Below are 25680 nucleotides of genomic sequence, written 5' to 3' on the forward strand. Positions count from 1 at the left end.
TTAAATTACGTTTACCTTACAATAAGTCAGACTTTTTATGCATTTATCTAAGGTTCAGGTTTTATCGTCCTTCTGTGGGTAGAAGTCAGGAGTGTTCTTGAGTGGTGGAGTGGGGAGTGGGGAGTGGGGAGTGGGGAGTGGGGGAGTGGGGGGAGCAGGGGGAGCAGGGGGAGCAGGGGGAGCAGGGGGAGCAGGGGGAGCAGGGGGAGAGAAATTTTGCCCAATGCCCAATGCCCAATTCCCAATTACCCATTACCCAATGCCCAATTACCAATTCCCCATTCCCCATTTACGATTGGGCGATCGCTTACAACGTTCAAGATATAAAGCTATTCTGATGAGCGAATGTAAGGGTATTTACTACTAAGCTGTGTCAATAATTGTTCTTTCGCCGACTCAACGATTAGTTAATCACGCACTCGTAGCAAAGAGTGGTCTTCATTCGCGAACAGTTCTACACTCTTTCTGGAGCGATGCAACGAGTGCGTGAGGCAAAAAATCTTTAACAGCGCCGAAAATAGCCAATAATAACATCTATATTATTGTTTTTGCCGTATCAAAACACTAGCTTGCGATAGATGTTTTCTAGTTGAAAAAAAAGATATTACATAAATACTGATTGTTAATCGGTAAAAAGTCTTAGTTTTGATGATTCTCTAGGTTGATGACAACGAGTCGATCGCTGCTCTAACCTGTAAAGTCTCAATCTGGTATTGCCTGACCTTAGCTTTACTGATTTTTTAAGGTGTAGATTTTAGCTTGCTTAGTCTCAAAATCAGGGTTTTTCATTTTGACTCAGTATAGAAATTATCTTTGAGGAGATTATAATGTTTAGTTTATTTCGTAGGTCATCAGCGGCATCGGCTTTTTTCGCTATCAGCATGATAACTGCTACAATTACGCCGATAACAATAAGCGCGATCGCATCAGCTCAGACTACTCCATCCGAAACTCCTACGCAAACTCCAACCGAAACTCCAACGCAAACTCCAACCGATACTCCATCGGAAACTCCAGCCCAAACCCCAGCCCAAACTCAAACAACTACAAGCTTTAGTGATGTATCATCTAATTACTGGGCGAGTCCATTTATTCAAGCTTTAGCTCAAAGAAACGTCATCAGCGGCTTTACTGATGGTACATTTAAACCGGATCAACCTGTTACTCGCGCTCAATTTGCCGCGATGATTCAAAAGGCTTTCAATCAAACTCCCACGCGACAGTTAAGCCAAGGTGGATTCAGAGATGTTCCCGCTAGCTACTGGGCAGCTTCGGCAATTCAAGAAGCTTACGAAACCGGATTTATGTCAGGATATCCGAATAATCGGTTTTTGCCAAATCAGCAAATTCCCAAAGTTCAGGCACTGGTTGCATTGACAAGTGGTTTGGGTTTGAATGCTGGGGACACGACAACAAGTGTTTTGAGTACCTACTACTCAGATGCCGCAGATATTCCAGCTTACGCTGTCAATAATGTCGGTGCCGCGACTCAAGCTAACTTAGTTGTTAACTATCCAGAACTGAAAGTATTGAATCCCCAGGTGTCTCTAACTCGTGCGGAAGCAGCAGCACTTTTATATCAAGCTTTAGTTAGACAGGGACAATTACAACCTATTGCCAGCAATTTGCCGGCAGCTAACTATATTGTAGCCGGAAGCGCCACCGGCACTCAAACAAGTACAAGTACAACGACAACCACAACAGGAAATACAACAAGCACTGCGACCACAACATCTAGCAACATCGTAGCTTTTGCTGGGTCTACTAGTTCGTTTTCAACTTTGACTACTGCACTCAAAGCAGCAGGTTTAACAGAAACTTTGCAAGGAAAAGGTCCCTATACAGTCTTCGCACCTACTGATGAGGCATTTGCAGCTTTACCTCAAGAGACTCTGCAAAGATTGCTAGAACCGCGCAATAAAGAAACGCTAAGACGAATTTTGACATACCACGTCGTCAGCGGTCAAGTAACTTCGGCGGGAGAAGCAACAACTCTTGCAAACAAACCTGTAAATGTTCAACTCGATAGCGCTAGCAATCAAATTACAGTGAACAATACTAGGGTGATCCAGCCGATTCAAACTAGCAACGGTGTGATTTACGCGATTAACGAAGTTCTTATCCCACCCGATGTTAATATAAGTCAGCTAAACAATGAAATTTCCCCAGGTAGAGCTACTCGTGGTGGTTCCAGCTACGTTGGAGTTGCTGGTAACATTGGTCTTGGGGGTGATTCAGCTTTGAGCGAACCTAACTTTGCGGTAATTAGCAAACTCGGACTGACACGTAACTTCTCAGTGCGACCTTCTGCGGTGTTTGGCGATGATACTACGATTCTGGTTCCTATCACTTTAGACCTGACACGCAGAACAGCAGATGCGGCAGGGCAAACTTTTGGGATATCTCCTTACGTAGGTGCTGGGGTTGCGATTGAAGCTAGTGACGATGCAGATTTTGGTTTACTGTTAACTGGTGGTATAGATATTCCTTTAGGTTCTCGATTTACCGCAACAGGTGCAGTGAATGCAGCTTTTCTCGATCAAACCGATGTCGGATTGCTGTTTGGAGTTGGTTTTAACTTTTAATTATGTAGTAAGCACTTCAGTGCTTGAAAGAAAGCGCTGAAGCGCTTACTACGGTTTTACCAATTCCACATAATTGAGCTTGAGTCTAAATGGTCGGTGACAATGCGTCCAATTCCATCGATTTCTTGAAGTTCATCTTCAGACAGTTTGACGTCAGCAGCTTTGGCGTTAGCGATCGCTTGTGATGAGTGTCGCGCACCGGCGATCGCATTAGCTTGGGGTTGGGCAATTAACCAAGCTAATGCTAACTGAGCTAAAGTACAATTGTGGCGATCGGCGATTGGACGCAATTTATCTAAAGCTTGTTGGGCACGTTGGTAATTTTCGCCTTGAAATAGTTTATTTTTCGCACGATTATCTTGCGGGTCAAATTTATGATCCGCTGCAAATTTCCCTGTTAATAATCCTTGCGCTAAAGGTGAATAAGCAACGATAGATATATTGTTTTCTACACAATATGGCACTGCGTCTTTTTCTACTTGTCGCCAGAACAAAGAATAAGGCGGTTGTAAACTATCAATACGTCCATAATTGGCTGCTTCTTGCAATTGAGTGCGGGAGAAGTTAGAAACACCAATGGCGCGAATTTTACCTAGTTCTTTCAGATGATTGAGTGCTTTCATTGTTTCCTCAATCGGCACTTTTTCGCTATTAAAAGAGCCAGAGGGCCAATGAATTTGGTAAAGGTCAATATAATCTGTTTTCAGATTTTTCAGAGAGCGATCGCAAGCTTCAATTACTAAATCATACTTGAGATGGTTGGCAAAAACTTTTGTGGCATATTCAACGCGATCGCGTACATCTGATAAAGCTTCAGCCACAATTTGTTCTGAATGTCCTTCACCATATACCTCAGCAGTGTCAAATGTGGTAATACCCGCTTCAAACGCTGCTTTTATCGCTTTAATTGAGTCAGCATCCTCAATTCCTACCCACATTTTTTTCCCCGCTTGCGAAGTCCCCATCAAGATGGGTGTGATTTGCACGTCCGATGTTCCCAAGCGTCGCTTTTCCATGTTTAATTCCTGACTGATAAGGCTTTTTTGATTTTATGCATGTGTTCTCATTTTATCTCCTAATATGAAAGTAAAAAAGCGATTCTATCTGCTAAATTATTTCTATAGACTTAGATAAAGCGGTGTAGCATTTATCAGATTTAATTAACTACGTCAGTTTCTCAAGAGCGAATTTTATTTTGCAGTTTGGGGTGAATAATATCTCTAAATATATTTAGATGTTGGAATTATTTGTTGATACGTGAATTTTGCCTGAGTTGCATTTGAAATTAAAGCAAAGCGAAAGTAAAATTAATTTGTACTTGTTAACACAATTATTTTTTACTTTGTTGATACTTGTAGTACTTCTTTAGATATATATTTTGAAAAAAATGTTATTATGTTAATCTGCTAATTTTTCCATAGACAACAGAAATAAATGGAGCTTTGGCAGAATTATTGATTAAGTTCTCTATCAAGCAGCGACTGAGTTGATTTTCTATTGTTATAGTGCGATGTTTCTGGAAGAAGCGGCTGCAAGTCTAGGCAAACGAGAGTAAACGTACTTGATGTTAGTCTTTCGATTAAAACACTACTAAGTATTTATGCTAAAAACTACAATCCACGCTCTCAAAGAATGGGCAGTTGCCATCAAAGCCTTAGAACAGGGTGAAACGATAATGCTACTACGCAAAGGCGGCATTCACGAACAAGGTGGACGTTTCCGAGTTGCCCATGAGGAGATTTTGCTCTACCCAACTTATGAACATCAACAGTCTTTTATGCTGAAAGCTGAGTATGGCAAAGATGTACAGCCGGTGACATCTGGTTGGCATCCAGAAACAGTAGCGATCGGCAGTTGGGCAGAAATTACTGATATTTTACCAGTTAGTGACGAGTCAATTGTCAAAGCGTTACTGCCATTTCATATATGGAATGAGTATTTTATTAGCGATCGCCTCATATGGAAAGCGCGTCAACCACTTTACATTCTGCTGCTGCGGACTTACAAATTACCCAAAGTGCAAGAAATTGCCTATCGTCGAGAATACTCAGGCTGTAAATCATGGATTGATTTGGCAGAGACGATTAACTTGCAACCAGCTGAACCTGCATTATCTGACTTTGCCTACAGCCAGCTAGTAACAGAAATTCGCGGCATTGTCGGTGACAAGTTGTATGCTCCATCATTTTGAGAGGAAAGGAAAGAAATATTTTCTTGCAATCTTGTTTGCAGGTTAAATTTTGTGACGAAATAGTAGCTCATAATACATACACTGAGGAAAACCGCAGATAACATTAGAGAAATCTTACCCTTGGAAAAATTCTAGGGAAAGATTTTTTTTATCGCTGTTTTCTTCGCAGCTTTGGGATGCCCTGTATCTATGGTTAGTAGCACAGATTCGTCAAAGTATTTAATTCGACATGCTAACAGCGAAAACTAGGCAAAGAAAAATTACCCCACAAGGGTGAGGCTAGACTTGACAAAAGTCTGTCATTATGCATTTAAAGGAAATACGAGGAGTTTGCCATGCATCGACAAATGTGCTGGTTATCTAAGTTTGGCGGCGATGGAGAGAAAATTTTACATTTGCAGACTGCACCTAATCAACCGTGGCGTCCTTACACAGCTTTTCCACAATATGCAGTAGCGGATTACAAAATAGAAGGCGGTTCTCTGGGTTGGGCAACTTACCAAAAGCTTTTGAAAGCAGGCTGGACTGTAGTACATAGCGCACGGGCAAACGAGTTTAGCAGCAACTCGGCAGAAGTTAAGAGTTAGGAGTTAGGAGTTAGGAGTTAGGAGTTAGGAGTAGGAGTAGGAGTCTCCTAACCCACTAAGAATTTCGGCGTTGGTGTAACGTGTTTGAATTTGGTGATGTCAACATTTGGATCTAGGCTTGTAGAAGCAATTCATGAATTGCTTCTACGCTCATTCATACCTTGATTGGTGCAACGCCAGAATTTATATAATTTTATATCCAATATCTGCACTTGAGAAACATTGCACAGATGCATTTGTGCGCCAAGCAACCTCTGCACTTGGCTATTTGCGTTCATACGATAATTGAATATACAAACATAGGTTAGGCATATGGGCGATCGCGGCTTACTGTTTTTAAGTAATGTAAAATGCTTAACCTTAAAATTAACGACAGTTAAGCTGGGTGGGATAATTTATTGAAGTTATCTCCAGGGCAAACGTATACTTATCCTGTATGGATACACACATTAATCGGCTGATCGAGAGTATCCACCAACTACTACCAGGATTGCAGATCGAGAGTGTCGATCCCCACGACCCGGTGAAAGTCCATTATCTACCTGACCCTTGGCGGCTTTTGGGAAAGGGAAACTACGCCGCAGTGCTTTATCACCCGGATTACCCAAACCTGGTGGTGAAAATTTACGCCCCAGGACGACCGGGCTTTGAGGAGGAAGTGGAGGTATACCGCCGCTTGGGTTCACATCCAGCTTTTTCTCAGTGTTTGTATGCCGTAGACAACTTCTTAGTGCTGAAGCGGTTGTATGGTGTAACCCTCTATGACTGCATCCACCGTGGTCAGCGTATCCCTAAAAAGGTTATACAAGACATCGACTCTGCGCTAGACTATGCTCGTGGGCGCGGTCTTCACCCCCATGATATCCACGGACGCAATGTAATGATGCACGAAGGTAGAGGACTAGTTGTAGATGTTTCGGACTTCCTCCATCGCGAGACTTGCTCAAAGTGGAATAACCTGAAGAAGGCATATTACTGGCTGTACCGTCCTTTCATCTCTCCAATAAAGCTGCGGATACCCTACTTTGTCCTCGATGCTGTCCGCAGAAGTTATCGTCGATGCGCTTGGTTTAAGACTACTTGCTATCGGTTAGTACGTTCATTTATATCGCCATAAGTCCTCAACCCTATATAATAGTCTAAGTGTTGGGCATTTGCAAGGGGTCGCAAAGTGACTGATGATGTAAACGCACAAAAGATTCATCCGAGAGACTTTTCATGGTCTTTCTGGTTCACTTTGCCACTTTACCCGTATGGTAGACGCCAGACAATTCGCAAAGAAGTGGTTAAAGACACAATTTGGACTTTTGACCAGCTTCAGGGGATTTTCTACGTTGTTGTGCCGATTCGCATGACTGTTGTTAAGCTGGATGAAGGTGGTTTGCTCGTTTATGCACCGATCGCACCCACTCCAGAATGTATCCGGCTGGTCAAAGAGTTGGTGACACACCACGGCGATGTTAAGTATATCATTCTGCCAACTATTTCTGGATTGGAACACAAAGTTTTTGTCGGTCCGTTTGCGAGATGCTTTGCGAATGCAGAGGTATTTGTAGCTCCAGAACAGTGGAGTTTCCCGGTAAATTTGCCTTTAAGTTGGCTCGGTTTGCCTTCTAAACGCACTCGGGTTCTTCCAGAAGACAGCAGTACAGCACCTTTTGCAAAGGATTTTGATTATGCGATACTCGGTCCGATTCATTTGGGACCGGGTAAGTTTGCCGAAGTTGCATTTTTCCACAAGCGATCGCATACTCTGCTTGTCACCGATTCTGTTGTTTCTGTACCAGAAGATCCGCCGGCGATCGTACAATTAGATCCATATCCTTTACTATTTCATGCAAAAGACAAAGCGACTGATATCGTTGCCGACAATCAGCTAAACCGTCGTAAAGGATGGCAGCGTATCTCTTTATTTGCTTTATACTTTCAACCGAGCGTATTAGAAGTACCCGCATGGAGTGAAGTGTTTCGCAACGCTTTCAAAGCACCGGAACGTTCAAAAAAAGCTTATTTCGGGTTGTTTCCCTTTCAATGGAAACAAAATTGGAAACAGTCATTTGATGCACTGCGCGGAGACGGTCGTTTGTTTGTGGCACCAATTTTACAGACTCTCATTCTCAATCGCGCACCCCAAGAAACTATCGATTGGGCTGATAAGATTGCTAGTTGGGACTTTCAGCAAATTATTCCCTGTCACTTTGACGCACCGATTCAAGCACAGCCGTATCAGTTTAGACAAGCATTCTCGTTTTTAGAAAAGCAGTGTAGTAGTTATCTTCTGCCAGAGGAGGACTTTACATTACTGAAGACAATTGACGCAGGTTTGAATAAGAGTGGTATTGTACCACCTGCAAAGGATAGGGTTTAGAAGCGATCGCTTTTTGAGGGCTTCAGCCCTCACTACGAAATATACGTTATATCTTCAAAATGGTGTATTTGCTTGTAAATGCACAATTTCTCCAGTTTGCGGATGCTGAAAGCGAAGTTCTCTGGCGTGCAGATATAAGCGATTTGCGTTGTTTACGCATCCATAAAGGCGATCGCCTAATATACTTACCCCAAGTCCTCTAACATCGGCAGCGTGAACTCTCAATTGATGGGTGCGTCCGGTTATTGGTATAAATTCTATACGAGTGTAGTCTTTTTCTCTCGCAATTACCCGGAAGTGAGTTAAGCTGAATTTACCGCGTTCATCGACTTGCTGATAAGGGCGATTTTGTAAATCTGCCGATAATGGTAATTTAATCGTACCTCGATCAATTGTCAGCAAACCGGAAAGTACCGCTTCATAAACTTTGTAAATTTGGCGTTGCTGAAACTGTTGGCTGAGTTGACGATGAGAAGAGCGATCGCGTGCTAGCAAAAGTATACCAGAGGTTTCTTGATCCAAACGATGCACAGATGCGATCGCCATGCCATCAGGTAACTTTTGATGCAAGCGAGTCAAGACACTATCTTGGCGATCGCGATATCGACCAGGCACAGAAAGCAGTCCTGGAGGTTTATTCACTGCAATTAGCCATTCGTCTTCATAAATAATCGGTAAGACCTCTCCCCTACCCCTCTCCTGCAAGGAGAGGGGATAAATTACTCCCCCTCCCCTTGCAGGGGAGGGGCTTTCTCCCCCTTCCCTCATAGGGAAGGGGGCGGGGGGGTTAGGTCTTAATCCTGACAGCAAAAACCCCATCAATGGCTGACAGCGTTCCACACAAGCACCGTAAAACTCTCCCTGAATTTTGTCTTGTGCAGAGGATGCACCCCACCAAAACTCAGCCATTGCTAGAGGTTTGAGGTTGTGTGTTGCCGCATAATGCAGCAGTTTTGGGGCACAACAATCTCCCGCTCCAGTCGGCAAACCTCCGGGTATTAATTGCTGCAAAGATTGCGATTGCCCTAGAAAATTCACTAGGGTGTAAGCTGCGTGCATCTGCGTTTGTAATTGCCGGGAAAGTTGTTTGCGCTGTTGTTTCAGTTCGCGAATCTGTATATCTGCGGTTTCAATTATCTGCTGAAGCGGTTGCAAAGTTTCATCTCGTAAACGTTTAAATCGTCGTTGCTCAATTTTCTGCTGACGACTTTCTTCATCGAGTTGTTCAAGGGCAATAATCAAAGCTTCTCCAGTCAGCGTTTGGCAGAGTATCTGACGTTTTTCGTGTCGTTGCTGTTTATAATTTTGATGGCGATCGCTCAGAAAGTGCAACTTAATATCAAACTCGCTTTTAAGCGTTTCGTATTCCTGCCTTTGGGGAAGTTGCTTTAAAGTGATAATTTCTTGCTTGATAGCTTCTAATTGCGCTAATGTGCGAGCTTCTTCTAATGCTACTTCATCTCGTCCCAGAATTGGCGGAACCCAGCCCTCAACTATGCTGTTACCATTGAGAAGACCGGAGAAGGCTTTGATTATTCGTTGTTCGCCCGTAGGTAGTTCAACTAATAATATTCCATACATCTTGCCTTCACGACAGTATAAGTCATTTTGGGCAAGATGTTGCATTAATTTATGTGCGATCGCTTCTACCAATGAAGTGCGGGGTAGTTTCAGAACGCCATCAGGACAACGCCCTTGATAATAATAGCTTGGAGATGAGTTGGTGACTGTATAATTGTCGATGAAATCTGAAAGCCGATGAAGAATTACCATATAAGGCTATGATATCAAATCAAAAAAACGCGATACTTCAAATTATTGCCTCCTAAAATTACTGCTTCGTCAATCGCGGCTAAAAGTTATTATCTTGATTTTATAAGGATACCCCTTGACAAATCCTGCTTTTCCTTAACTTGTCACTAATCGTCCGAATCCTCAAAACAGATAAGTAAGAATTATCGGACTGACAAAGCGATCGATAATCACCGATCGCGTATTTTTTACATTGTTAACTTTAATGCACTGATTGTGTATCTTGTCAATGGGTAAGTTCTAAATTAGTCCATCCCATTCGGCGATATTTGTCAATTCTTTCGCTTGTTTTTTCGCTTATTTTGACCCTCACCCTCAAGAAGCACGCCGAATTTTAAAGAAATTATGGTTGCGAAGATATAAAAAGAAGGGACGTTCCTAAAAACGTCCCCGTAGTGAAATTCACTTTCAATCGATATTAGAGATATTGGAGAGCCTCTACAACTCCCTCAAGAAATCAATCATCGCTTGTTGATCGGAAGGTGTCAGAGAACGGAAACGAGCGATAGATTCGCGTGCTTCACTTCGATGAGTAGTCGAAAGCTCACTGTCATAAGGTGGGCAAATGACATTCTCAGGTGATGTGCCGTATAAGCTGTAGTCGATAACATTGCCGATTATATTGGTGACTTTGCCACCTCTGGGAACAGGGCATCCACCACCCCGCACCTTAGAAGTCTTAAAGTCATCGGGTGCAGGTAGGTCATGTAACTCAATTGCTGCCAGAATCGCATCGTCTACTGAGCGAACAACTAAAGGTGCATTGGTCACTTCGCTATTGGTCGTTACAGTACCCGCAGGCGTGGTGTCACGGTTTAACGTACTTAAGAAAACACGAGCATCATGCAGGAATGGGGGACCGACTCTCCCAATTCCTGTCAGAGGTGGTGTCCGGAACTGATCGCCGTCAGCACTACCTTTCTGGTTTGAGAAGGCATCACTACTCAGGTTGCGGGGGAGATCATAGGTCGTGAAGGTCTTGCGGAATTTACCTTTGCGCTCCTCATATCGATCATCGTCATCGGAATCTTTGCCGGATTTGTCACGACGAACAATTCTTTCAGAGCGGCTGATCAGGATGGGGTCGCGGGGAGTTGGCGCAAACCGTTCAGCATCTATGGTTGGGCCTCTATGGATATTAAAATCTGAGAACAGAGGGGCCCAACGGTAGCTGAGAGCATCTACAAGTGCTTGTGCATCAGGACCCAAGGATGGGTCGCCAAGAGCCGGAGACAAACCAGTTCTTTGAATTGGAGTATGACAGCTGACGCAACCAACCATGCGATCGCTCTGGTTAATCGCATTGCGATCTCGACCATCGCCGCGTTTAGGCATCTTATCGGGAATCGTCCGGTTAGCAAAGGCAACCAGGTCAATACCAAAAAGCTGCGCCCCTCGTTGTACTCTACCAGCAGGGCTGTTGCCTCTGATAGGCCTGGAGGGATTTCGGGAATTTAGCACCGCCAAGAGATTGTTGCCAAATTCTGGGGGAGCCGTCCCGCGGATGAAATTGCGCGCACTAAATGGGATGCTGACAGAAATCTCTGGATCATCGATTAAACTGCGGCAGTTGCGATTATAGGGGGCAATGTTGCCGTCAGCAATCACTTGCTCAAAAGGAGAGATCCGGTTGGTCATGCTCAGAGTACCAAACGTCCCTCCCACAATAAACTGCATCATCTCTGTACCATTGGCACGTAAACCAAAACGCCCTAGTCCTTCGGCGAGTTGATCCTCTCGGCCACGAGGCACATTCGGAGGAACTGTATTGTTCCCACCTGTGATGCAATCACCGGTACACTTAAACAAAGAAGTGTTGAGGGAGGAATTGTCACCTCTGACATCGTTGGGGTCAGGCACACTGGAAATATCGACGTTTGGAATAGCCTCTACCAACCCACGAGCAATATATGGGGGACCAGCAAGTTCAGTAATAGCACGTCTAAATCCAAGTGGACTCAGTCCCGTAATTGGATCGACGGTTCCGAGGTTTTTATCTTCTGCAATGCTGGGGATAGCCTCTGGTCTGCAATCTAGACCGTATAAAGCTTTCAGTTCTTCAGAAGGAGGGCGCACGTGTTGCAAGAAACCACCAAAATTCTGAGTTACACCGAGGAAATTTGGCGTATTAGTCAACGGGTCAAAAGATGTCAGAAAATTGACCTCTTCTTGACTGGGTGAAAAGTCTCCAAAGACTGTAAAGGCTGCGGTTCGCCCTGTATTATTAACCGCATCTAATTCTCCACTGGTGTTTAGACTCAGACGACTTAAGTCAACAGAACCATCGGGATTGACCGGATCTAAGCGTCTACCGGGAGCTTGACCGCCATCTGTGGTATTGCCTGATACAATACTGAAGTTTGTGGTAGTTGTCCTGCCAGCTCGACTGACGAGAGAAGAACCTGTGAGTAGTCCTTCATTGGGAACTGACTCAATGTTATTCAGGTGACAACCCGTACATCGAGTTTGCATGCCTACCGACCCGAAACCGTCCTCAACTTTTTGTGGGGTAGTAAAGAACTCAGACCCTTCTATCACTCTTTCACGAATTGAGGTTGGTATAGAAGGATAAAGTAATCTATCCAACTGCGGCAAAGTTTTTACGGGGGTAAGTCCGACATCGCCATAGGTGTCCCGACGCACACGCTCCGCTGGACGCAGGGGGCGATCGGGAGGTTGAACCACAAAGTTGGTTGCAACCTCGGCTTGGCGGCGGGCCATTAAAGTATCTTCGTCAGGAAGAGGAATCTGACCGAACACTTTGAGTGGGTTAACATAAGCAATCAACACTGAAATGCTCAAAGATAAACCCACTATCATCAAGACACTGAGAAGTTTAAGTCTTCGCATTATGTTTTTCCGCCTTATTCAAGATTGAGTAAGACAAGCTGAAGATCGCGAATTCCATATTGGATTTGTATCCTCTACTTAGAAGTAAGTATCAAAAGTAATAGCCGAGTGATAATGGTACTTAGATATTGATTTCGCAAACCCTAAGGGTAATTACATATATACTTTACGACGAGACTAAAGTAAAGCCATATAGAACTAAATATTTCTACATAAAAAGCCCTCCATCGTAGGGAGGATTGCGTAGAGTCGATGGGAGGTATTATCCTCCGCACCTTTGTGGCGCGAACCGTGCGTGCCACTTTCATGGCACACGGCTCCCGATATTTGAGCGAATTTACCCCCAGGCAAATGCACCTAAAATAGCTTGACAATGTATATTTTATGTGTATACACTGAAAATGATAAATATGATTGATGTGTCATCTAAAGGATGAAGGATAAAGTAAGAACCAGCAAACAAAAATAATCTAACAGAGAAAATGATGCCGTTTGATCGCCGCGCCTACTCGATTGAAATACATTATTTATTTTCCATAAATAAATAATGATTTTTGCACCTTTTTTTTCATCCTTCATCCTGAATACTTCATACTTCCAAAGGTCAATATCTGACTTGAACCAGGCGATCGCCTTCTTTGAATAGCAGCCAAAGTCTTAATAAAAATTAGAGATTATCGATCGCGAATGAGCGCAAAAGATATCCTAAATAGCGATAATTCATAAATTATCGCACTCGTAAATTTTTGCGTAAGTCTTAACTCGATTAATTACGGGGTAAGCATCGTATACCTTTAGTTTAGGAAAACGATGCAGTGTCTACGCACTTGATAACATTGCCATTTGACAACCAAAAATAAAGTTACATATGCGATCGCCTACCGTTTAATTCCCTTAAACCGTTCTTTCGCACTTTCAAAAGCAACTTGCATCACTGACTGAATCTTCTTCGGATCGGGTTTTTTACCTCCCATCAAATCACCAAAGTAAACACAAGCACCTTCCCCCAACGACCAAGTATAAGCTGCTGCCCAAGATGCAGCAATTACGCTACCAAAACCAGGTATAAATTTAATTAACTCGCGGGCGATCGCCTTTGCTAGAAAACCACCTGCGATCGCACTTACCAAACCCCCCGCTTGCGATGGTGTCAGCGTCTGTCCATACAATTTACCCAACAACCCCACCATCGATACTTGCAATGCGGTTAATACTGGCATTGTCGCTAGTGGCAACGGTACCGCTGCCAGGGTAGCCGCCATAATTGCAAATGCTAACATGTAACGACGCCCTACATCGCGGTAGAGGTTGCCAATTTGCTCACCAGCAGAGCGATCCAATAACTGATAAATTGCTTGGGATTCAGCTTCGGGAAGTAAATCTGCTAAAGTATCTCTTAACGCCTCTAAACCATAAAATACTGGTGTGTAGCCGTCTTCTTCTAAAGTAAAATCGATCATGATAGAGCGATCGCACACTCCACTAAAAGCTTGCTCAATTGCGGCGAATGCTCGCTTGACTTCCTGATAATCTGGTGGATAAGTTGGATGATCTGCCGTAGCGGGAGGATAAACTTCATGCAAGCAAGTAACCGCTAGCAAACAGGGAATATCTGGATATTTATGACGTAATTCTTTGGCAATTTGTCGTAGCGAGTCAACAGCAAAGTCATTGATTTTCACCGTGAGAATCAAAATTCTCGCACCGCGACTTTCTTTTTGCAAATCGTTAATTAATTCCTGAATGATTGCCTTTTGCTCTTGATACACATCTCCCAAACCGACCGTATCCGTAAAAATCAGTAAAGGCAGGTCATTTGAAGGATAAGCGTAGCGTTCAGTATGTTGCGTATGCGGACGATATCCTTGACCGACAATCTCGGCAGAAACTCCCGTCAGTCCCCGGACAATCGAACTTTTTCCGGCTTGTGGTTTACCAATCAGTAGCGCTTCAGTAGTTGGTAGTTCGGCGCGAACTGTCTGCAAAATCTCTGCTACTTGAGCTTCGCTGACGCTCAACTGTTTGACAAGCCTTTGTGCTACTTGCTCTAGGGGTAAAAGTTGCATGAAGCGACTTGTGGCATTATTCCAGACTTCTGCGATGCGCTTTTTACTGAAATTATTGCCCGAAGTTTTTACATCATCAATCGATTCATTCGACTGCTGAGAATCAGTTGATGGCAAGTTAGCATCATGTTGCTCAGTCATTTGCATTGCTTGTAGATAGATTGACACTATATTCTGTCTATCATTGAGGACGCTTCATGGATCTATTTTTAAACCCAGAAGACACCTGTAGTCATTTTAGATGATGAGACACAATTGTTCGTCTACCTGCCGACAGTCGTGCGGAGGGTGTAGTAAGCGTTTTAACGCTTAAATAAAGGACTCTTGTCCTTACTACATTTTTGCATTAAAGATCGGAACTATCCTCAAAAATATTTCCGCAGTCTGTGGATTGCTGTGAGTCAAAGTTAAAATTTAACTTTTTCACGCCCTCGTCCCCCATTGAATTTTGTACTTGATCGGCAGTGGTGGGATATTACGAAACGATGTCTCTTGACTCGCGGATGCAGTGTGTACATTGTGGTCAACCTCGCCATTTCATAACTAAAAATTAGGGTTGCCTCCGGTGATCGCTATGTGTCACTATTCAGGAAAAAAGCAACGGATAGAACAACAAAATCCCGGTAAAAGTGGCGAGGTTATTTCATCATCGCCTAACAAAGTAGCAACTAAAATTAATCGCGCTTTTTCTCGTCGATAAACTTCAACCTGTTTAGTTAACCGATCGACAATCCAATACTCCCGCACACCTTGAACTGAATAAAGTTTGAGTTTTGCTTCTTTATCTCGAAATTCGTTTTGTTTACCAGGAGATAAAACCTCTACAACTAACTCTCGTGCGCTTGTCAAATGTCCCGCTTCATCTTCAATTTGAGCTAGTCGTTCTCGACTTACCCAAACTACATCCGGTATGACGCTATCTGCTTCCGAAAAAATTACACCCGGAGTAATAATTGTTTCCCCTAAACCACTCGACTCTGACCAAGCATCAAGTTGTCGAGCAATTTTAACACAAACCTGTTGATGGCGGCGATGAGGTGAGCGAGTCATGAAAAGTTCTCCATCAATAATTTCATAGCGCGTCCATTCATTCTGCGGTAGACCCTCTAAATCGTAAATTGTCCAGCGTACTCCCTCAATAGTTTGGCTCATAATGGTTATCGTCTGGCTTATTGTCTTTGTTTGATTTTATCTAATTCAAAAGTCTTTCAATTAAGCGATCGCCTACCGTTTAATTTCCTTAAACCGCTCTGTTGATTATATAAATGTAGTAAGCGTTTTAACGCTTAAATTAAGGACAAGAGTCCTGACTACATTTTTGCATTAAAGTTTTTGCCAATTGAGCGATCGCTTCCCAATCTCCACTATTTACCAGCTTAGGAGGAAATAATTCACTACTCAAACCAACTGCAACAGCACCTGCGGCTAAAAATTCTGGGGCATTTTCTAAAGTAACCCCACCTGTAGGAATCAAGGGAATTTGTCCCAATGGTCCTTGTAAACTTTTAATATAATTAGCTCCTCCCACCGCTTGCACGGGAAACACCTTGACACAACTTGCACCTTGTGTATATGCGCTAACGATTTCTGTAGGAGTCAGCGCCCCTGGTATAATTGGTACATGTTTTGCAATTGCGGTTTGAATCAGAGTTGAGTCAACGTGGGGTGTGAAGAGAAATTGCGCTCCAGATGCGATCGCTTCTTCCATATGATTAAGATTTAACAGCGTACCAGTACCAATGATGCATTCTGGTAATTCTAAGCGCAGTTGAGCGATTAATTCCGCAGCGCGATCGCTATTCCAGGTAATTTCGATTAACCGCATTCCTCCTGAAGCGATCGCCAATGCCATTTTACGTCCCAATTCAAATTCAAGAGCGCGAATCACGGCGATCGCTCGATGTTTTTGCAGTTGTGATAACCAAATTTGATTGAACATCTAAAATTCAACAGCGCTAACAGTTGTTTTGGCAAACGTTACAGGCTATCATATTTTTCTTTGCTTGCATATAGTAATCGGCGCATAAGAGCGTGAAAAGTTAGATCCCCGACAACTTATGCGAAGTTGGGGATCTGGACACCGGGAATTTGAGCGCTTGCGCGCACACTACGTGAACACAACTCAAATAAGATTGCTACATATATAATTTACAATTTCACAAACACCTTTATTTTGTACACAAATGAACCTTCATCAATTATCATCTTCATCAGTTATGGCGTTGATAATCGCAGCAACGCTTGCTAGTGGTGCAAACTTATTTCCATCCTTGGCACAATCGCAACTAACACCAGCGGAGAAATCTAGGCAAAGCTTTCAACCAGTTTACCAATTGCGCGGACATATATGGGATGTTGCCTCTCTTGCTTTATCGCAAGATGGGCAAATCCTGGTTAGTGGTAGTTTCGACCAAACAATTAAGGTGTGGAACCTAAATACAAAAAAACAGCTGGCTACCTTAGATGGACATCAAGATGGAGTTAATGCGGTTGCGATTAGTCCGGATGGGCAAATTCTAGTTACTGCTGGGGGAACGGCGCAAGCTAATACAGACAATAGTATCAAATTATGGAACCTAAATACAAGAAAATTGCTTGGTACTCTACAAGGTCATTCTCAAGGCATAACTTCGCTTGCGATCGCACCAGACGGGCAAACTCTCGTCAGTGCTAGTTACGACAAGACCATCAAATTATGGAACCTGAATACAAAAAAACTGCTTGCCACTCTACAGGGACATTCTAGCCGAGTTAGTTCTATTGCCATCAGTCCGGATGGACAGCAGCTCGCTAGCGGAAGTGGTGAAGTGGATACTACAAATAATATCATCAACTTATGGAACCTGAAAACAAGTAAATTACTGCGTACCCTGACTGCACATTCTGGGGCAATTAGTTTTCTTGCCTTTAGTCCGGATGGAGAAACGCTTGTCAGCGGTGCAGATCCTTCTGTGAAGATATGGAACGCAAACACCGGAGAATTGCAGCGTACTCTTAATTTATCTTCAATTGGGGGCATCAGTGCGATCGCCATCAGTCCGGATGGACAGACGCTGGTTAGTGGTGCTTTAGATACTTCGGTTAAGTTGTGGAATTTGTCTACCGGAACGCTACTAAAAACGCTGGTGCAACCTCCCAGCAACAATCAAAATTTTGATCGTCTTACCCCTAGTAGTATCGCTTTTAGTCCGGATGGCAAAATTCTGATTATTGGTCATGGTGGTGAAGCTGCTTTGTCTAATTTCCCAATTGACATTTGGCGGATATCTTTTTAATAAGCAGATATACATCTATAGTGCGATAAAATAACAAGCGATCGCCTAACTTAAGTAATACTTTTTTTCCATTCATAAGTATTTTTTTTCTATCTTAAGTGGTATTTAAATCTGTAATTCCGGGTGAATCATAGCTTTTGGGGTTTAAGATAAAATCATGAGACATTAATCTTCATCAACATCAATTAAATTCTGTCGCCAGCGGGAGGTAAACAAACAAAGTAATGTTTAGGCTATTCCTAGATAGATATTTTAAACATCTTAGGAACAGCAGTATGCCTCTTTACAAACTCGAAGACTTTGACCCGAACTATAGAGATACCTTTGCTGGTGATGACATTAAAGCTTTGGATCTCTATACCGAAGGAGGAGAAAAAATTGGCTCAGTAGCTGATGCATTAGTCGATCCAGAAGGTCGTTTTCGTTATTTAGTCATTAATACAGGTATTGCATCTTTAGGTAAACAAATATTGCTTCCGATTGGTCTATCCCACATTGACTATAATCAAAAGCGCGTCTACGTTGATGGACTCAGCAAATCACAAGTAGAACGTTTACCAGAATACAAAGACAGCATAACCGTTGATTACGACTACGAAGAACAGGTACGCAACGTTTATCGTCCAGAAGGTAGAGAGGTTAATTTAAATCGCGACACTTACAATTATCAGCAAGAACCTTCTTTCTATAATTTGAACGAGCAATCTCATCAAACTTTGAAACTGTATGAAGAAAGATTAGTTGCTAATAAAACTCGTGTCAAAACTGGAGAAGTCGCAGTCGGCAAGCATATTGAAACTGAAACTGCACGAGTTTCAGTACCAATTGAAAAAGAGCGAGTTGTGATTGAGCGAGTTACTCCCACAACAAGCGAAGCTGTAGTAGATTCTCGTGAACTTCAGTTCCAAGAAGGTGAAGTTGCACGCATAGAACTGTACGAAGAAACCCCGGATATCCATAAAGAAGCGTTTGTCCGTGAAGAAGTTAGAGTCCGCAAGGTTGTAGATCAAGAAACGGTTGAAGCACAAGAAACAATTCGTCGCGAAGAGTTAGATATTGACACTCAAGGTGATTTGCGTGTGAATGAAAGCGGTTCTAATGTTAACAAAAGTATTTAAGAGCTGATTAACAAATTTGTTGAGTGCATTTCATGATGCAAACAGGTAGAAAATTTATATTTCTGCCTGTTATTTTTTTGATAAAAATATAAATAAGTTTTGTAAAGAAAGCAAAGAGATTAGATAAATTTAAATATCTACCATTAGAATGCAGAGATAACTAATTGAAGTCAGTCGTTAGAAAGAGGTAGATAAACTGATAAAAAATTACCATATTAATGTAGGATAAATAAAGTTGGAGTAAAAATAATATGCCTCTTCACAAACTAGAAGATTTTGACTCAGACTATCGCAACAGTTTTGACGGTGATGACATCAAAGGTAAGAGTGTATATACCGAAGGAAGCGACGAAAAAATTGGTACTGTCAGCGACGTTTTAGTGGATGAAGATGGACATTTCCGCTATTTTGTTGTTGACTTAGGCTTTTGGATTTTTGGTAAGAAAGTATTGTTACCAGTTGGTCGTTCTCGCGTCGATCATGGTGCCGATCGCGTATATGCATTAGGAATGACCAGACAGCAAGCAGAAGATTTACCTGAGTTTAGCGATCGCCTTGCAGTTGATTACGACTACGAAGAAAAAGTACGCGGTGTATATCGTCCATCTGCTGGAGTTACAGCTGAACGATCCTTAGATACACCTACACCATTAGATGCAACAACCGGTTTGGGTGCAACCAGTTTAGGTGCAGCAACTGGTTTGGGTGCAGCAGCGTATCAGCCAGCACCAGGGGCAGATGCAATTGTCGATCGTCCCACTTACAACCGCGACACCTACAATTACAAGCTAGATTCTTCTTTGTACGACCTAAACGAGCAGGATCATCAAACCCTGCGATTGTACGAAGAACGCTTAGTAGCTAACAAACAACGTCGTAAAACCGGTGAAGTAGCGATCGGTAAGCACGTTGAAACTGAAACAGCACGAGTTTCAGTTCCAGTAGAAAAAGAGCGCGTAATAGTCGAGCGAGTAACACCCGCTGATGCTGGTAGAACTGTTACTCCTGATGCAACTGCTTTCCGCGAAGGTGAAGTAGCACGCATGGAAATTTACGAAGAAACTGCTGACATTAATAAAGAAGCATTTGTCCGCGAAGAAGTCAATATCAAAAAAGTTGTTGACCGCGACACAGTAGAAGCGAAAGAAACTATCCGTCGTGAAGAATTGGATGTAAACGCTCCTAATCTTCCCATCGAAGAACGCTAATATCACACAATGCAGACTTCAGACACGAACACAGTCTGTCCTGCGGTCTAACTAATTAAATACAGTACAGGTGAAGCTTTTTAATTAGCTTTGCCTGTACTTGTAATCAATTGGATAAACAAATTTCATTTAGATTTTTACAAAAAATAATTAACAAATTTTTGCATATGAATAGTCAAACTGTGGTACAAAACGCAGAAAATACTGACAACGCAACTCGTATTATGTCTCTGTTAGAAACCTTACGGCAAAAAGTACAAAACTTCGCTGTCCTAGATATGCAAGGTCAGCGAGTAGGTGAGGTGAATAATCTAGTTTTAGATGCCAATCGTCAGCTAAACTTAGTTGTATCGGAAGATCCTAATCCGCTTAACAATAATCGCTTTTTCTTACTACCAAGTAAGCTGATCAAAAAAATTGACACCTCAACAAGGTCTGTATATATGGAAATAGATAAATTAGCAATATCTAATCAGGAATATTTAGGACAAGAAATACCATCAAACGAAAAAATATTAGATAATTCCCATATTACACCAGTCAATAACTCAACTTTAAATAGTACAGTAGAGCAAAAATCTAATTTAGAAAAGGTGGTAGAAGAAGATATTATTCGTTTGCTAGGTGAAAGATTAATTGTTGACAGCACCAAGCGAAAAATAGGTGAAGTTATTGTTCGCAAAGAAATTGAAACCAGGATGGTACAAGTACCAGTCCGCAGAGAGAAACTTATTGTTGAACAAATCAGCCCAGAACACAAACAACTTGCAGAAATTGATTTAGGATTGACAGAAATCTCTGGTATTGATTTGGCTGAAAACCAAAAACCTGCTGAATTTGCAAGTCTTGACGGTAGTTTAACAGTGAGTGGTGATTTTAGTTCGCCGAAAATAGCTAGTTTACTTTTAAATGCGATCGCTCTTGAGCGCAATCATAAATGCAAGCAGGTGCGAGTGACAATCGTTGTTGAAGATGAGTCAACTCAAAATAAATATCAAGAATGGTTCGATCGCTGTTCCCAAGGTCAAGATCCAAACGCAGAAAAATAGTATACATCGTAGAGACGTTCCGCCGGAACGTCTCTTTTTATTTGTGGGGAAAAGCGCTAATTAAAACTCACAAACCGAGTCTCGCTCGATAGAACAGGTATTTTTAGCAAAATCGTTTCTTTCAACTTTGAATATCTGCATTTTCTTCAGAGGTGCTAGAGATTTAAGATTATTTGGGAGAATGAACGGTTTTTGATTGGGTTGAAGCATGTCTGCGAGTGCTATTGCCGAACAAGTCATATTCGCAAAGCTTGCTACACCCATCGCTTTAAACCAAAACTCAGATTTTTTTAAACTTGATTGCATAAATCGTCTGTAATGATGAAAGATTATAGACGATTTTATACTTTAAATATCAAAAACATATTCGGAAAAATACGTATATTAAAATCTAAATGTTCCCGTCACGGCGGATAATATAAAGTCCAAAAAAAATGCAGTTGTAGCCGTTCCAGCGATAAAATTAGCACTCTCCTGTTCCGATTAAAGTAATAATCAGTAAAGACTTGCGTCCAAACAGTTTTTCTGGCTACAAGAAAATGAAATTTCGACCGCAGAAACCCTCAAGGAATCAACGGCAGCGTCGGCTTCCACGAGTTAACATCAAGATCCGGGATGGAAGGTTCCAGATTATGGGCATGAATACTTGGTATTCATACTGGCGCGAACCGTATCATCTACTACTTACTATTCCTTGGTCTGGCTTTTTGCTGTTGATTGCTGTCACGTATTTGGCAACCAATGGTATATTTGCACTCTTCTACTTAGCAGGAGGAGATTGCGTCGAGAATGCCCGACCGGGTTCTTTTTTGGATATGTTTTTCTTCAGTGTTCAAACTTTAGCATCTATCGGCTACGGTGCGATGTATCCAAAAACGACTTACTGCAATATTATTGTCACAATTGAAGCAATGGCAGGTCCGGTGGCAATTGCTGTGATGACTGGATTAGCTTTCGCTCGTTTTTCTCGACCGACTGCCCGTGTAATGTTTAGCCGTGTCGCCATTATTACACCTCATGAGGGAATGCCAACTTTAATATTTAGGACGGCAAACCAGCGCGGCAACCAGATTTTAGAAGCGCAGATGCAGGTATACTTAATCCGGGACGAAGTTACTAAAGAACAAGAGTTTATCCGCAGAATCTACGATTTGCAACTGATTAGGAATCACTCTCCGAGCTTTACTTTAACTTGGCTGGGGATGCACGTAATCGATGAGTCGAGTCCACTTTATGGGATATCAGCCGAGTCTTTAATTGAGACAAATACCACGATTACAGTCTTATTAACTGGCATTGATGATACAATTGCCCAGTCAGTCCATGCCCGTCATGATTATACTGGGCGGGAAATTCTCTGGAATTATCGGTTTGTAGATGTTATTTACCGCACTGCCGAAGGGCATCGCTACATCGATTACAACTTCTTCCACGATGTATCGCCTTTAGATTAAGAAGGGAAGAGTGCTTCAGTTTACTCGTTAAGCGGTGGTTGTAATGGTTTGACAACAACCCGACCATTTTCAACCACAGTACAATTTTTCGGCTTTTGGCATTGGTTGTCTGCCACACCTGTGCCTTCTTTTTGAGATTGGATATTTTGCTCCCTTTGTTGCTTAAGGACAACGACACAAGGAGCGCATAAGGCGGATGACATATGAGGTATTCTGAGCTTCTATATTAATTATCGCTCTGCTGGGGATCATTGGCAGAAAAATTTGCTTAATGTTTAAGTAACTTAAACTTTGAAATTACTCTAGGGCACACTTGATGAAAAAAATATTCAGATACCTGAGTTTCGCTTTTATATCCACAGTTTTAACTGCAACTCCTTCAATTGCAGCTGACCAAATCGCTTTTTATTATCCTCCCTTTGGGGAATTTACTTTATCCACTGATTCTCTAGAAACTTTTGCTAAAGAAGGTAAAATTACTAAAGACTTTGCCTTTTATGCTGAACGCGCTACTCCCCAACAACTTGCTCAACTGCGGGAATTACTCCAGCAGAAGTTTAAAGTCACTCCTACTTTAGTATCTCAGTTTAGCTACTCACCTTTAGGGGAAAAGGTAGTGCAACGTTTGGGAGAATTAATTCAAACTGATAAGCAACAAAACGGCTTTTATGCAATACGCGGCGCTTTGATTTTAGCTGCTACTGACCCCCAAGGCTTAACTGTTGTCAATGTGCTGCGGCGATTTCCCAGCAATAGCGTGCGGATAAACTTCACAGAGGGGTTGCAGGTAGTATCAAACTTGACAGACTTGCTGAAAAGAAGAGATGCGATCGTTGCTTTTATTCAAAAAGAAGCAAACGCAGAAGCGCAAGCTGCAAAGATTGACTTTTCCAAACAGCCAGATTTGCGATCGCCTGGAAATTTTCGTTTTTCAAAAATAACCCTGGAATTGAAAGACCAAACACGCGATCGGCGTTTACCCGTCGATTTATATTTACCACAGGGGGGACAAGGGGGACAAGGGGGACAAGGGGGACAAGGGGGACAAGGGGGAAATTTATCTCCTCTGATTGTCATTTCTCACGGTGTCGCTTCAGACCGCTTTGCTTTTGTTTACCTAGCGCAACATTTAGCATCTTACGGTTTTGCTGTTGCCGCTTTGGAACACCCTGGTAGTAATGCACAACGCTTTCAGCGGTACTTTGCGGGTTTGGCTGGTCCACCAGAACCGACGGAATTAATTAACCGACCTTTAGATGTCAAATTTGTGCTGAATGAACTTCAGCGCTTGGAAAAGTCCGATCCGCGAATGCAGGGTAAACTGAATTTTCAGCAAGTCGGAGCATTTGGTCATTCTTATGGCGGTTATACTGTTTTCACCCTGGCTGGTGCAAAAATTAACTTTGGGCAAATCCGTCAGGATTGCAATCCGAATAAATCCTTGAATTTGTCGGTGTTTTTACAGTGTCGGGCAAATGAGTTAACATCAGCAAATTATCCTTTAAAAGACGATCGCATTAAAGCTGCTTTTACGGTTAATCCTTTCGTCAGCAGCATTTTTGGTGAAAGTCAAGTGCGTCAAATTAAACTTCCGTTTATGGTTGTGTCAGGGAGTCAAGATATTGTCACTCCTACTGTACCAGAGCAAATTCGTCCTTTTACTTGGCTTGGTAGCAAAAATAAATACTTAGCAGTGATTGAAAATGCTACACACTTTACTGCTTTAGCCGAATCAACCGAGGATAATGGTGTATTACCTATACCCCCAGCTTTCCTCGGTCCACCTAGTAAAGATGCTCATTCTTATCTTAATGCTTTGAGTGTCGCTTTTTTTCAAACTTATCTTTTGAATCGCCCCGAATATCAAGTTTATTTGCAGCCAGCTTACGCCAAATATATCAGTAAAGCTCCCCTCAATCTTAGTTTTTTACAGTCTTTAACGCCAGAGCAATTAACACCGTTTGTAAATGGTGGAAAAAGATAGGGAATGGGGAGTGGGGAATGGGGAATGGGGAATGGGGAATGGGGAATGGGGAATGGGGAATGGGGAATGGGGAGTGGGGAATGGGGAATGGGGAATGGGGAATGGGGAATGGGGAATGGGGAATGGGGAATGGGGAATGGGGAATGGGGAATGGGGAATTGTTAGTTGTTAGTTGTTAGTTGTTAATACTCCCTACTCCCTACTCCCTACTCCCTACTCCCTACTCCCTACTCCCTACTCCCTACTCCCCACCCTATTTTCATCGCAATTTAGGAAAACAATTTAAATCGCGCTAATTGAGTTTCAATCGTTTGAGAAAGTATTTTATCCAGGTCGATGTCATCTGTCCATTCGAGAATTTGCGATCGCGGTAAGTCAAAGGGAAATTGTCCCGCTAAATCTGGACGTTGCATTTTTGCTAGTAAAATTTGTTCAGAGCGCTTACTCTGAATTGCATAGCCAATTTCAATGCAGACGTTGGGACTGGGTATTAGTTGAGCGCTTTGTTTACCGTCGATGCTAGCAATGGGTGTAGTGTCAGCGATAAACAACAAACTTTTGCGGATTTTTCGCATCATTGTCCGGTTTAGTCGTAGAGAACCATCGCCAGGGCGGTAGGATTCAACTAAGGTTAAAGGTAAGCGCGATCGCATATTCAATATTTCTAAACTATTTTGCAGCCCTTGTCGCAAAGCGTCACTCGAAAAGGCATACTCTGTTTGATAGCATAAAAAAATTGTTGGCTCTAACTGCGCTAAAACCGCTTGTTTGGTGAAATAAATTTCATGACTAATTAAGTCAATGTTGGCTACGCAATAACCACCGCTACCTTCAATATAAAACTCAATATTTTCTCCTTCCAGATAGCGGACAAACCAAGTTGATTGCTTAACTTCGTCACTTTCTTCTAAAAAGTCCGCTCTTAATCCCGATTTCAACAGGCTTTTTTTACTTAAGCGAATATCTGGCGGACGTTTTTCCAGTTCCCGAATCGGCTCGTAATCTTCAAGATACCATGCTCTGAGCGCAATAATTGACATAAGGCGCTATTTTAAATGTCTCTTAATATTCAACCTCGTACAAGCTTACACCCAGGCGGGGCAAAAATAACAACAACACCCAAGCTTCTACTA

General features: G+C 42.4%; 22 protein-coding genes. 13 read left to right on the top strand and 9 right to left on the bottom strand.

Annotated features, from left to right (window positions below; all coding sequences use genetic code 11):
• The first annotated feature begins 130 nt into the window (after window positions 1–130).
• Together PI95_RS07495 and PI95_RS07500 are read left to right on the top strand one after the other, a co-directional pair.
• Complete coding sequence (locus PI95_RS07495; protein WP_163518697.1) at window positions 131–367, top strand: hypothetical protein; 237 nt, start codon at window positions 131–133, stop codon at window positions 365–367.
• Window positions 368–827: 460 nt separating this feature from the next.
• Window positions 828–2585 carry an S-layer homology domain-containing protein gene (locus PI95_RS07500; protein ID WP_039739282.1) on the top strand — a complete coding sequence of 586 codons (1758 nt, stop codon included), beginning with the start codon at window positions 828–830 and terminating at the stop codon, window positions 2583–2585.
• 56 nt (window positions 2586–2641) lie between these two features.
• Here PI95_RS07500 and PI95_RS07505 read toward each other — a convergent pair whose 3' ends face one another.
• The gene (locus PI95_RS07505) at window positions 2642–3601 is read right to left on the bottom strand and encodes an aldo/keto reductase (RefSeq protein ID WP_039739284.1); all 960 of its coding nucleotides are present in this window, start codon (window positions 3599–3601) and stop codon (window positions 2642–2644) included.
• A 584-nt stretch (window positions 3602–4185) separates the two neighbouring features.
• On the opposite strand from PI95_RS07505, the gene PI95_RS07510 reads away from it, so the two are divergent.
• From PI95_RS07510 to PI95_RS07525, 4 genes are all read left to right on the top strand, one after another.
• On the top strand, window positions 4186–4776 hold the full coding sequence (locus PI95_RS07510; RefSeq protein ID WP_039739285.1) for a DUF1802 family protein: 591 nt from the start codon (window positions 4186–4188) through the stop codon (window positions 4774–4776).
• 335 nt (window positions 4777–5111) lie between these two features.
• On the top strand, window positions 5112–5363 hold the full coding sequence (locus tag PI95_RS07515; protein ID WP_039739287.1) for a hypothetical protein: 252 nt from the start codon (window positions 5112–5114) through the stop codon (window positions 5361–5363).
• A gap of 436 nt (window positions 5364–5799) precedes the next feature.
• Window positions 5800–6480, top strand: coding sequence for a serine/threonine-protein kinase (locus PI95_RS07520; protein WP_039739288.1), 681 nt, complete (start codon window positions 5800–5802; stop codon window positions 6478–6480).
• Window positions 6481–6534: 54 nt separating this feature from the next.
• On the top strand, window positions 6535–7731 hold the full coding sequence (locus tag PI95_RS07525; protein ID WP_039739290.1) for a DUF4336 domain-containing protein: 1197 nt from the start codon (window positions 6535–6537) through the stop codon (window positions 7729–7731).
• A 54-nt stretch (window positions 7732–7785) separates the two neighbouring features.
• Here the strand turns inward: PI95_RS07525 and PI95_RS07530 are convergent, their stop codons facing one another.
• The 5 genes from PI95_RS07530 to PI95_RS07550 all read right to left on the bottom strand — a co-directional run bounded on the left by PI95_RS07530 (window position 7786) and on the right by PI95_RS07550 (window position 16398).
• The gene (locus PI95_RS07530; protein ID WP_039739292.1) at window positions 7786–9504 is read right to left on the bottom strand and encodes an RluA family pseudouridine synthase; all 1719 of its coding nucleotides are present in this window, start codon (window positions 9502–9504) and stop codon (window positions 7786–7788) included.
• Between the two features lie 477 nt (window positions 9505–9981).
• Window positions 9982–12393 (bottom strand): cytochrome c family protein, encoded by a 2412-nt coding sequence (locus PI95_RS07535; RefSeq protein ID WP_163518698.1) that lies wholly within the window; start codon window positions 12391–12393, stop codon window positions 9982–9984.
• An 878-nt stretch (window positions 12394–13271) separates the two neighbouring features.
• On the bottom strand, window positions 13272–14600 hold the full coding sequence (locus PI95_RS07540) for a GTPase family protein (RefSeq protein ID WP_039740527.1): 1329 nt from the start codon (window positions 14598–14600) through the stop codon (window positions 13272–13274).
• 441 nt (window positions 14601–15041) lie between these two features.
• Window positions 15042–15611, bottom strand: a complete 570-nt coding sequence (locus PI95_RS07545) for a Uma2 family endonuclease (protein ID WP_039739295.1) — start codon at window positions 15609–15611, stop codon at window positions 15042–15044.
• Window positions 15612–15750: 139 nt separating this feature from the next.
• A complete protein-coding gene (locus PI95_RS07550) occupies window positions 15751–16398 on the bottom strand; it encodes a bifunctional 4-hydroxy-2-oxoglutarate aldolase/2-dehydro-3-deoxy-phosphogluconate aldolase (RefSeq protein WP_039739297.1) in 648 nt (215 codons plus the stop codon).
• Window positions 16399–16642: 244 nt separating this feature from the next.
• Here PI95_RS07550 and PI95_RS07555 point away from each other — a divergent pair, with 244 nt between their 5' ends.
• The 4 genes from PI95_RS07555 to PI95_RS07570 all read left to right on the top strand — a co-directional run bounded on the left by PI95_RS07555 (window position 16643) and on the right by PI95_RS07570 (window position 21109).
• Window positions 16643–17734 carry a WD40 repeat domain-containing protein gene (locus PI95_RS07555; protein ID WP_039739299.1) on the top strand — a complete coding sequence of 364 codons (1092 nt, stop codon included), beginning with the start codon at window positions 16643–16645 and terminating at the stop codon, window positions 17732–17734.
• 275 nt (window positions 17735–18009) lie between these two features.
• Window positions 18010–18852: a DUF2382 domain-containing protein gene (locus PI95_RS07560; RefSeq protein WP_039739301.1), complete on the top strand. Its 843-nt coding sequence runs from the start codon at window positions 18010–18012 to the stop codon at window positions 18850–18852.
• A 251-nt stretch (window positions 18853–19103) separates the two neighbouring features.
• On the top strand, window positions 19104–20060 hold the full coding sequence (locus tag PI95_RS07565; protein WP_039739303.1) for a DUF2382 domain-containing protein: 957 nt from the start codon (window positions 19104–19106) through the stop codon (window positions 20058–20060).
• Window positions 20061–20227: 167 nt separating this feature from the next.
• Entirely contained in the window at window positions 20228–21109 is an 882-nt protein-coding gene (locus PI95_RS07570; protein ID WP_039739305.1) for a DUF2382 domain-containing protein, read from the top strand.
• Between the two features lie 60 nt (window positions 21110–21169).
• Here PI95_RS07570 and PI95_RS07575 read toward each other — a convergent pair whose 3' ends face one another.
• The gene (locus PI95_RS07575) at window positions 21170–21415 is read right to left on the bottom strand and encodes a hypothetical protein (RefSeq protein ID WP_039739306.1); all 246 of its coding nucleotides are present in this window, start codon (window positions 21413–21415) and stop codon (window positions 21170–21172) included.
• 233 nt (window positions 21416–21648) lie between these two features.
• Here PI95_RS07575 and PI95_RS07580 point away from each other — a divergent pair, with 233 nt between their 5' ends.
• Window positions 21649–22563, top strand: coding sequence for an ion channel (locus PI95_RS07580; RefSeq protein ID WP_039739308.1), 915 nt, complete (start codon window positions 21649–21651; stop codon window positions 22561–22563).
• A 20-nt stretch (window positions 22564–22583) separates the two neighbouring features.
• Here the strand turns inward: PI95_RS07580 and PI95_RS07585 are convergent, their stop codons facing one another.
• Window positions 22584–22766, bottom strand: a complete 183-nt coding sequence (locus PI95_RS07585; RefSeq protein WP_163518699.1) for a hypothetical protein — start codon at window positions 22764–22766, stop codon at window positions 22584–22586.
• A gap of 113 nt (window positions 22767–22879) precedes the next feature.
• On the opposite strand from PI95_RS07585, the gene PI95_RS07590 reads away from it, so the two are divergent.
• Window positions 22880–24547, top strand: coding sequence for an alpha/beta hydrolase (locus PI95_RS07590; protein ID WP_039739310.1), 1668 nt, complete (start codon window positions 22880–22882; stop codon window positions 24545–24547).
• A 17-nt stretch (window positions 24548–24564) separates the two neighbouring features.
• Window positions 24565–24726 (top strand): hypothetical protein, encoded by a 162-nt coding sequence (locus tag PI95_RS35100; RefSeq protein WP_201280334.1) that lies wholly within the window; start codon window positions 24565–24567, stop codon window positions 24724–24726.
• Window positions 24727–24816: 90 nt separating this feature from the next.
• Here PI95_RS35100 and PI95_RS07595 read toward each other — a convergent pair whose 3' ends face one another.
• On the bottom strand, window positions 24817–25587 hold the full coding sequence (locus tag PI95_RS07595; RefSeq protein ID WP_039739311.1) for a hypothetical protein: 771 nt from the start codon (window positions 25585–25587) through the stop codon (window positions 24817–24819).
• Window positions 25588–25680 lie beyond the last annotated feature (93 nt).

The organism is Hassallia byssoidea VB512170 (assembly GCF_000817785.2).
Taxonomy (GTDB): Bacteria; Cyanobacteriota; Cyanobacteriia; order Cyanobacteriales; family Nostocaceae; genus Hassallia; species Hassallia carrinoi.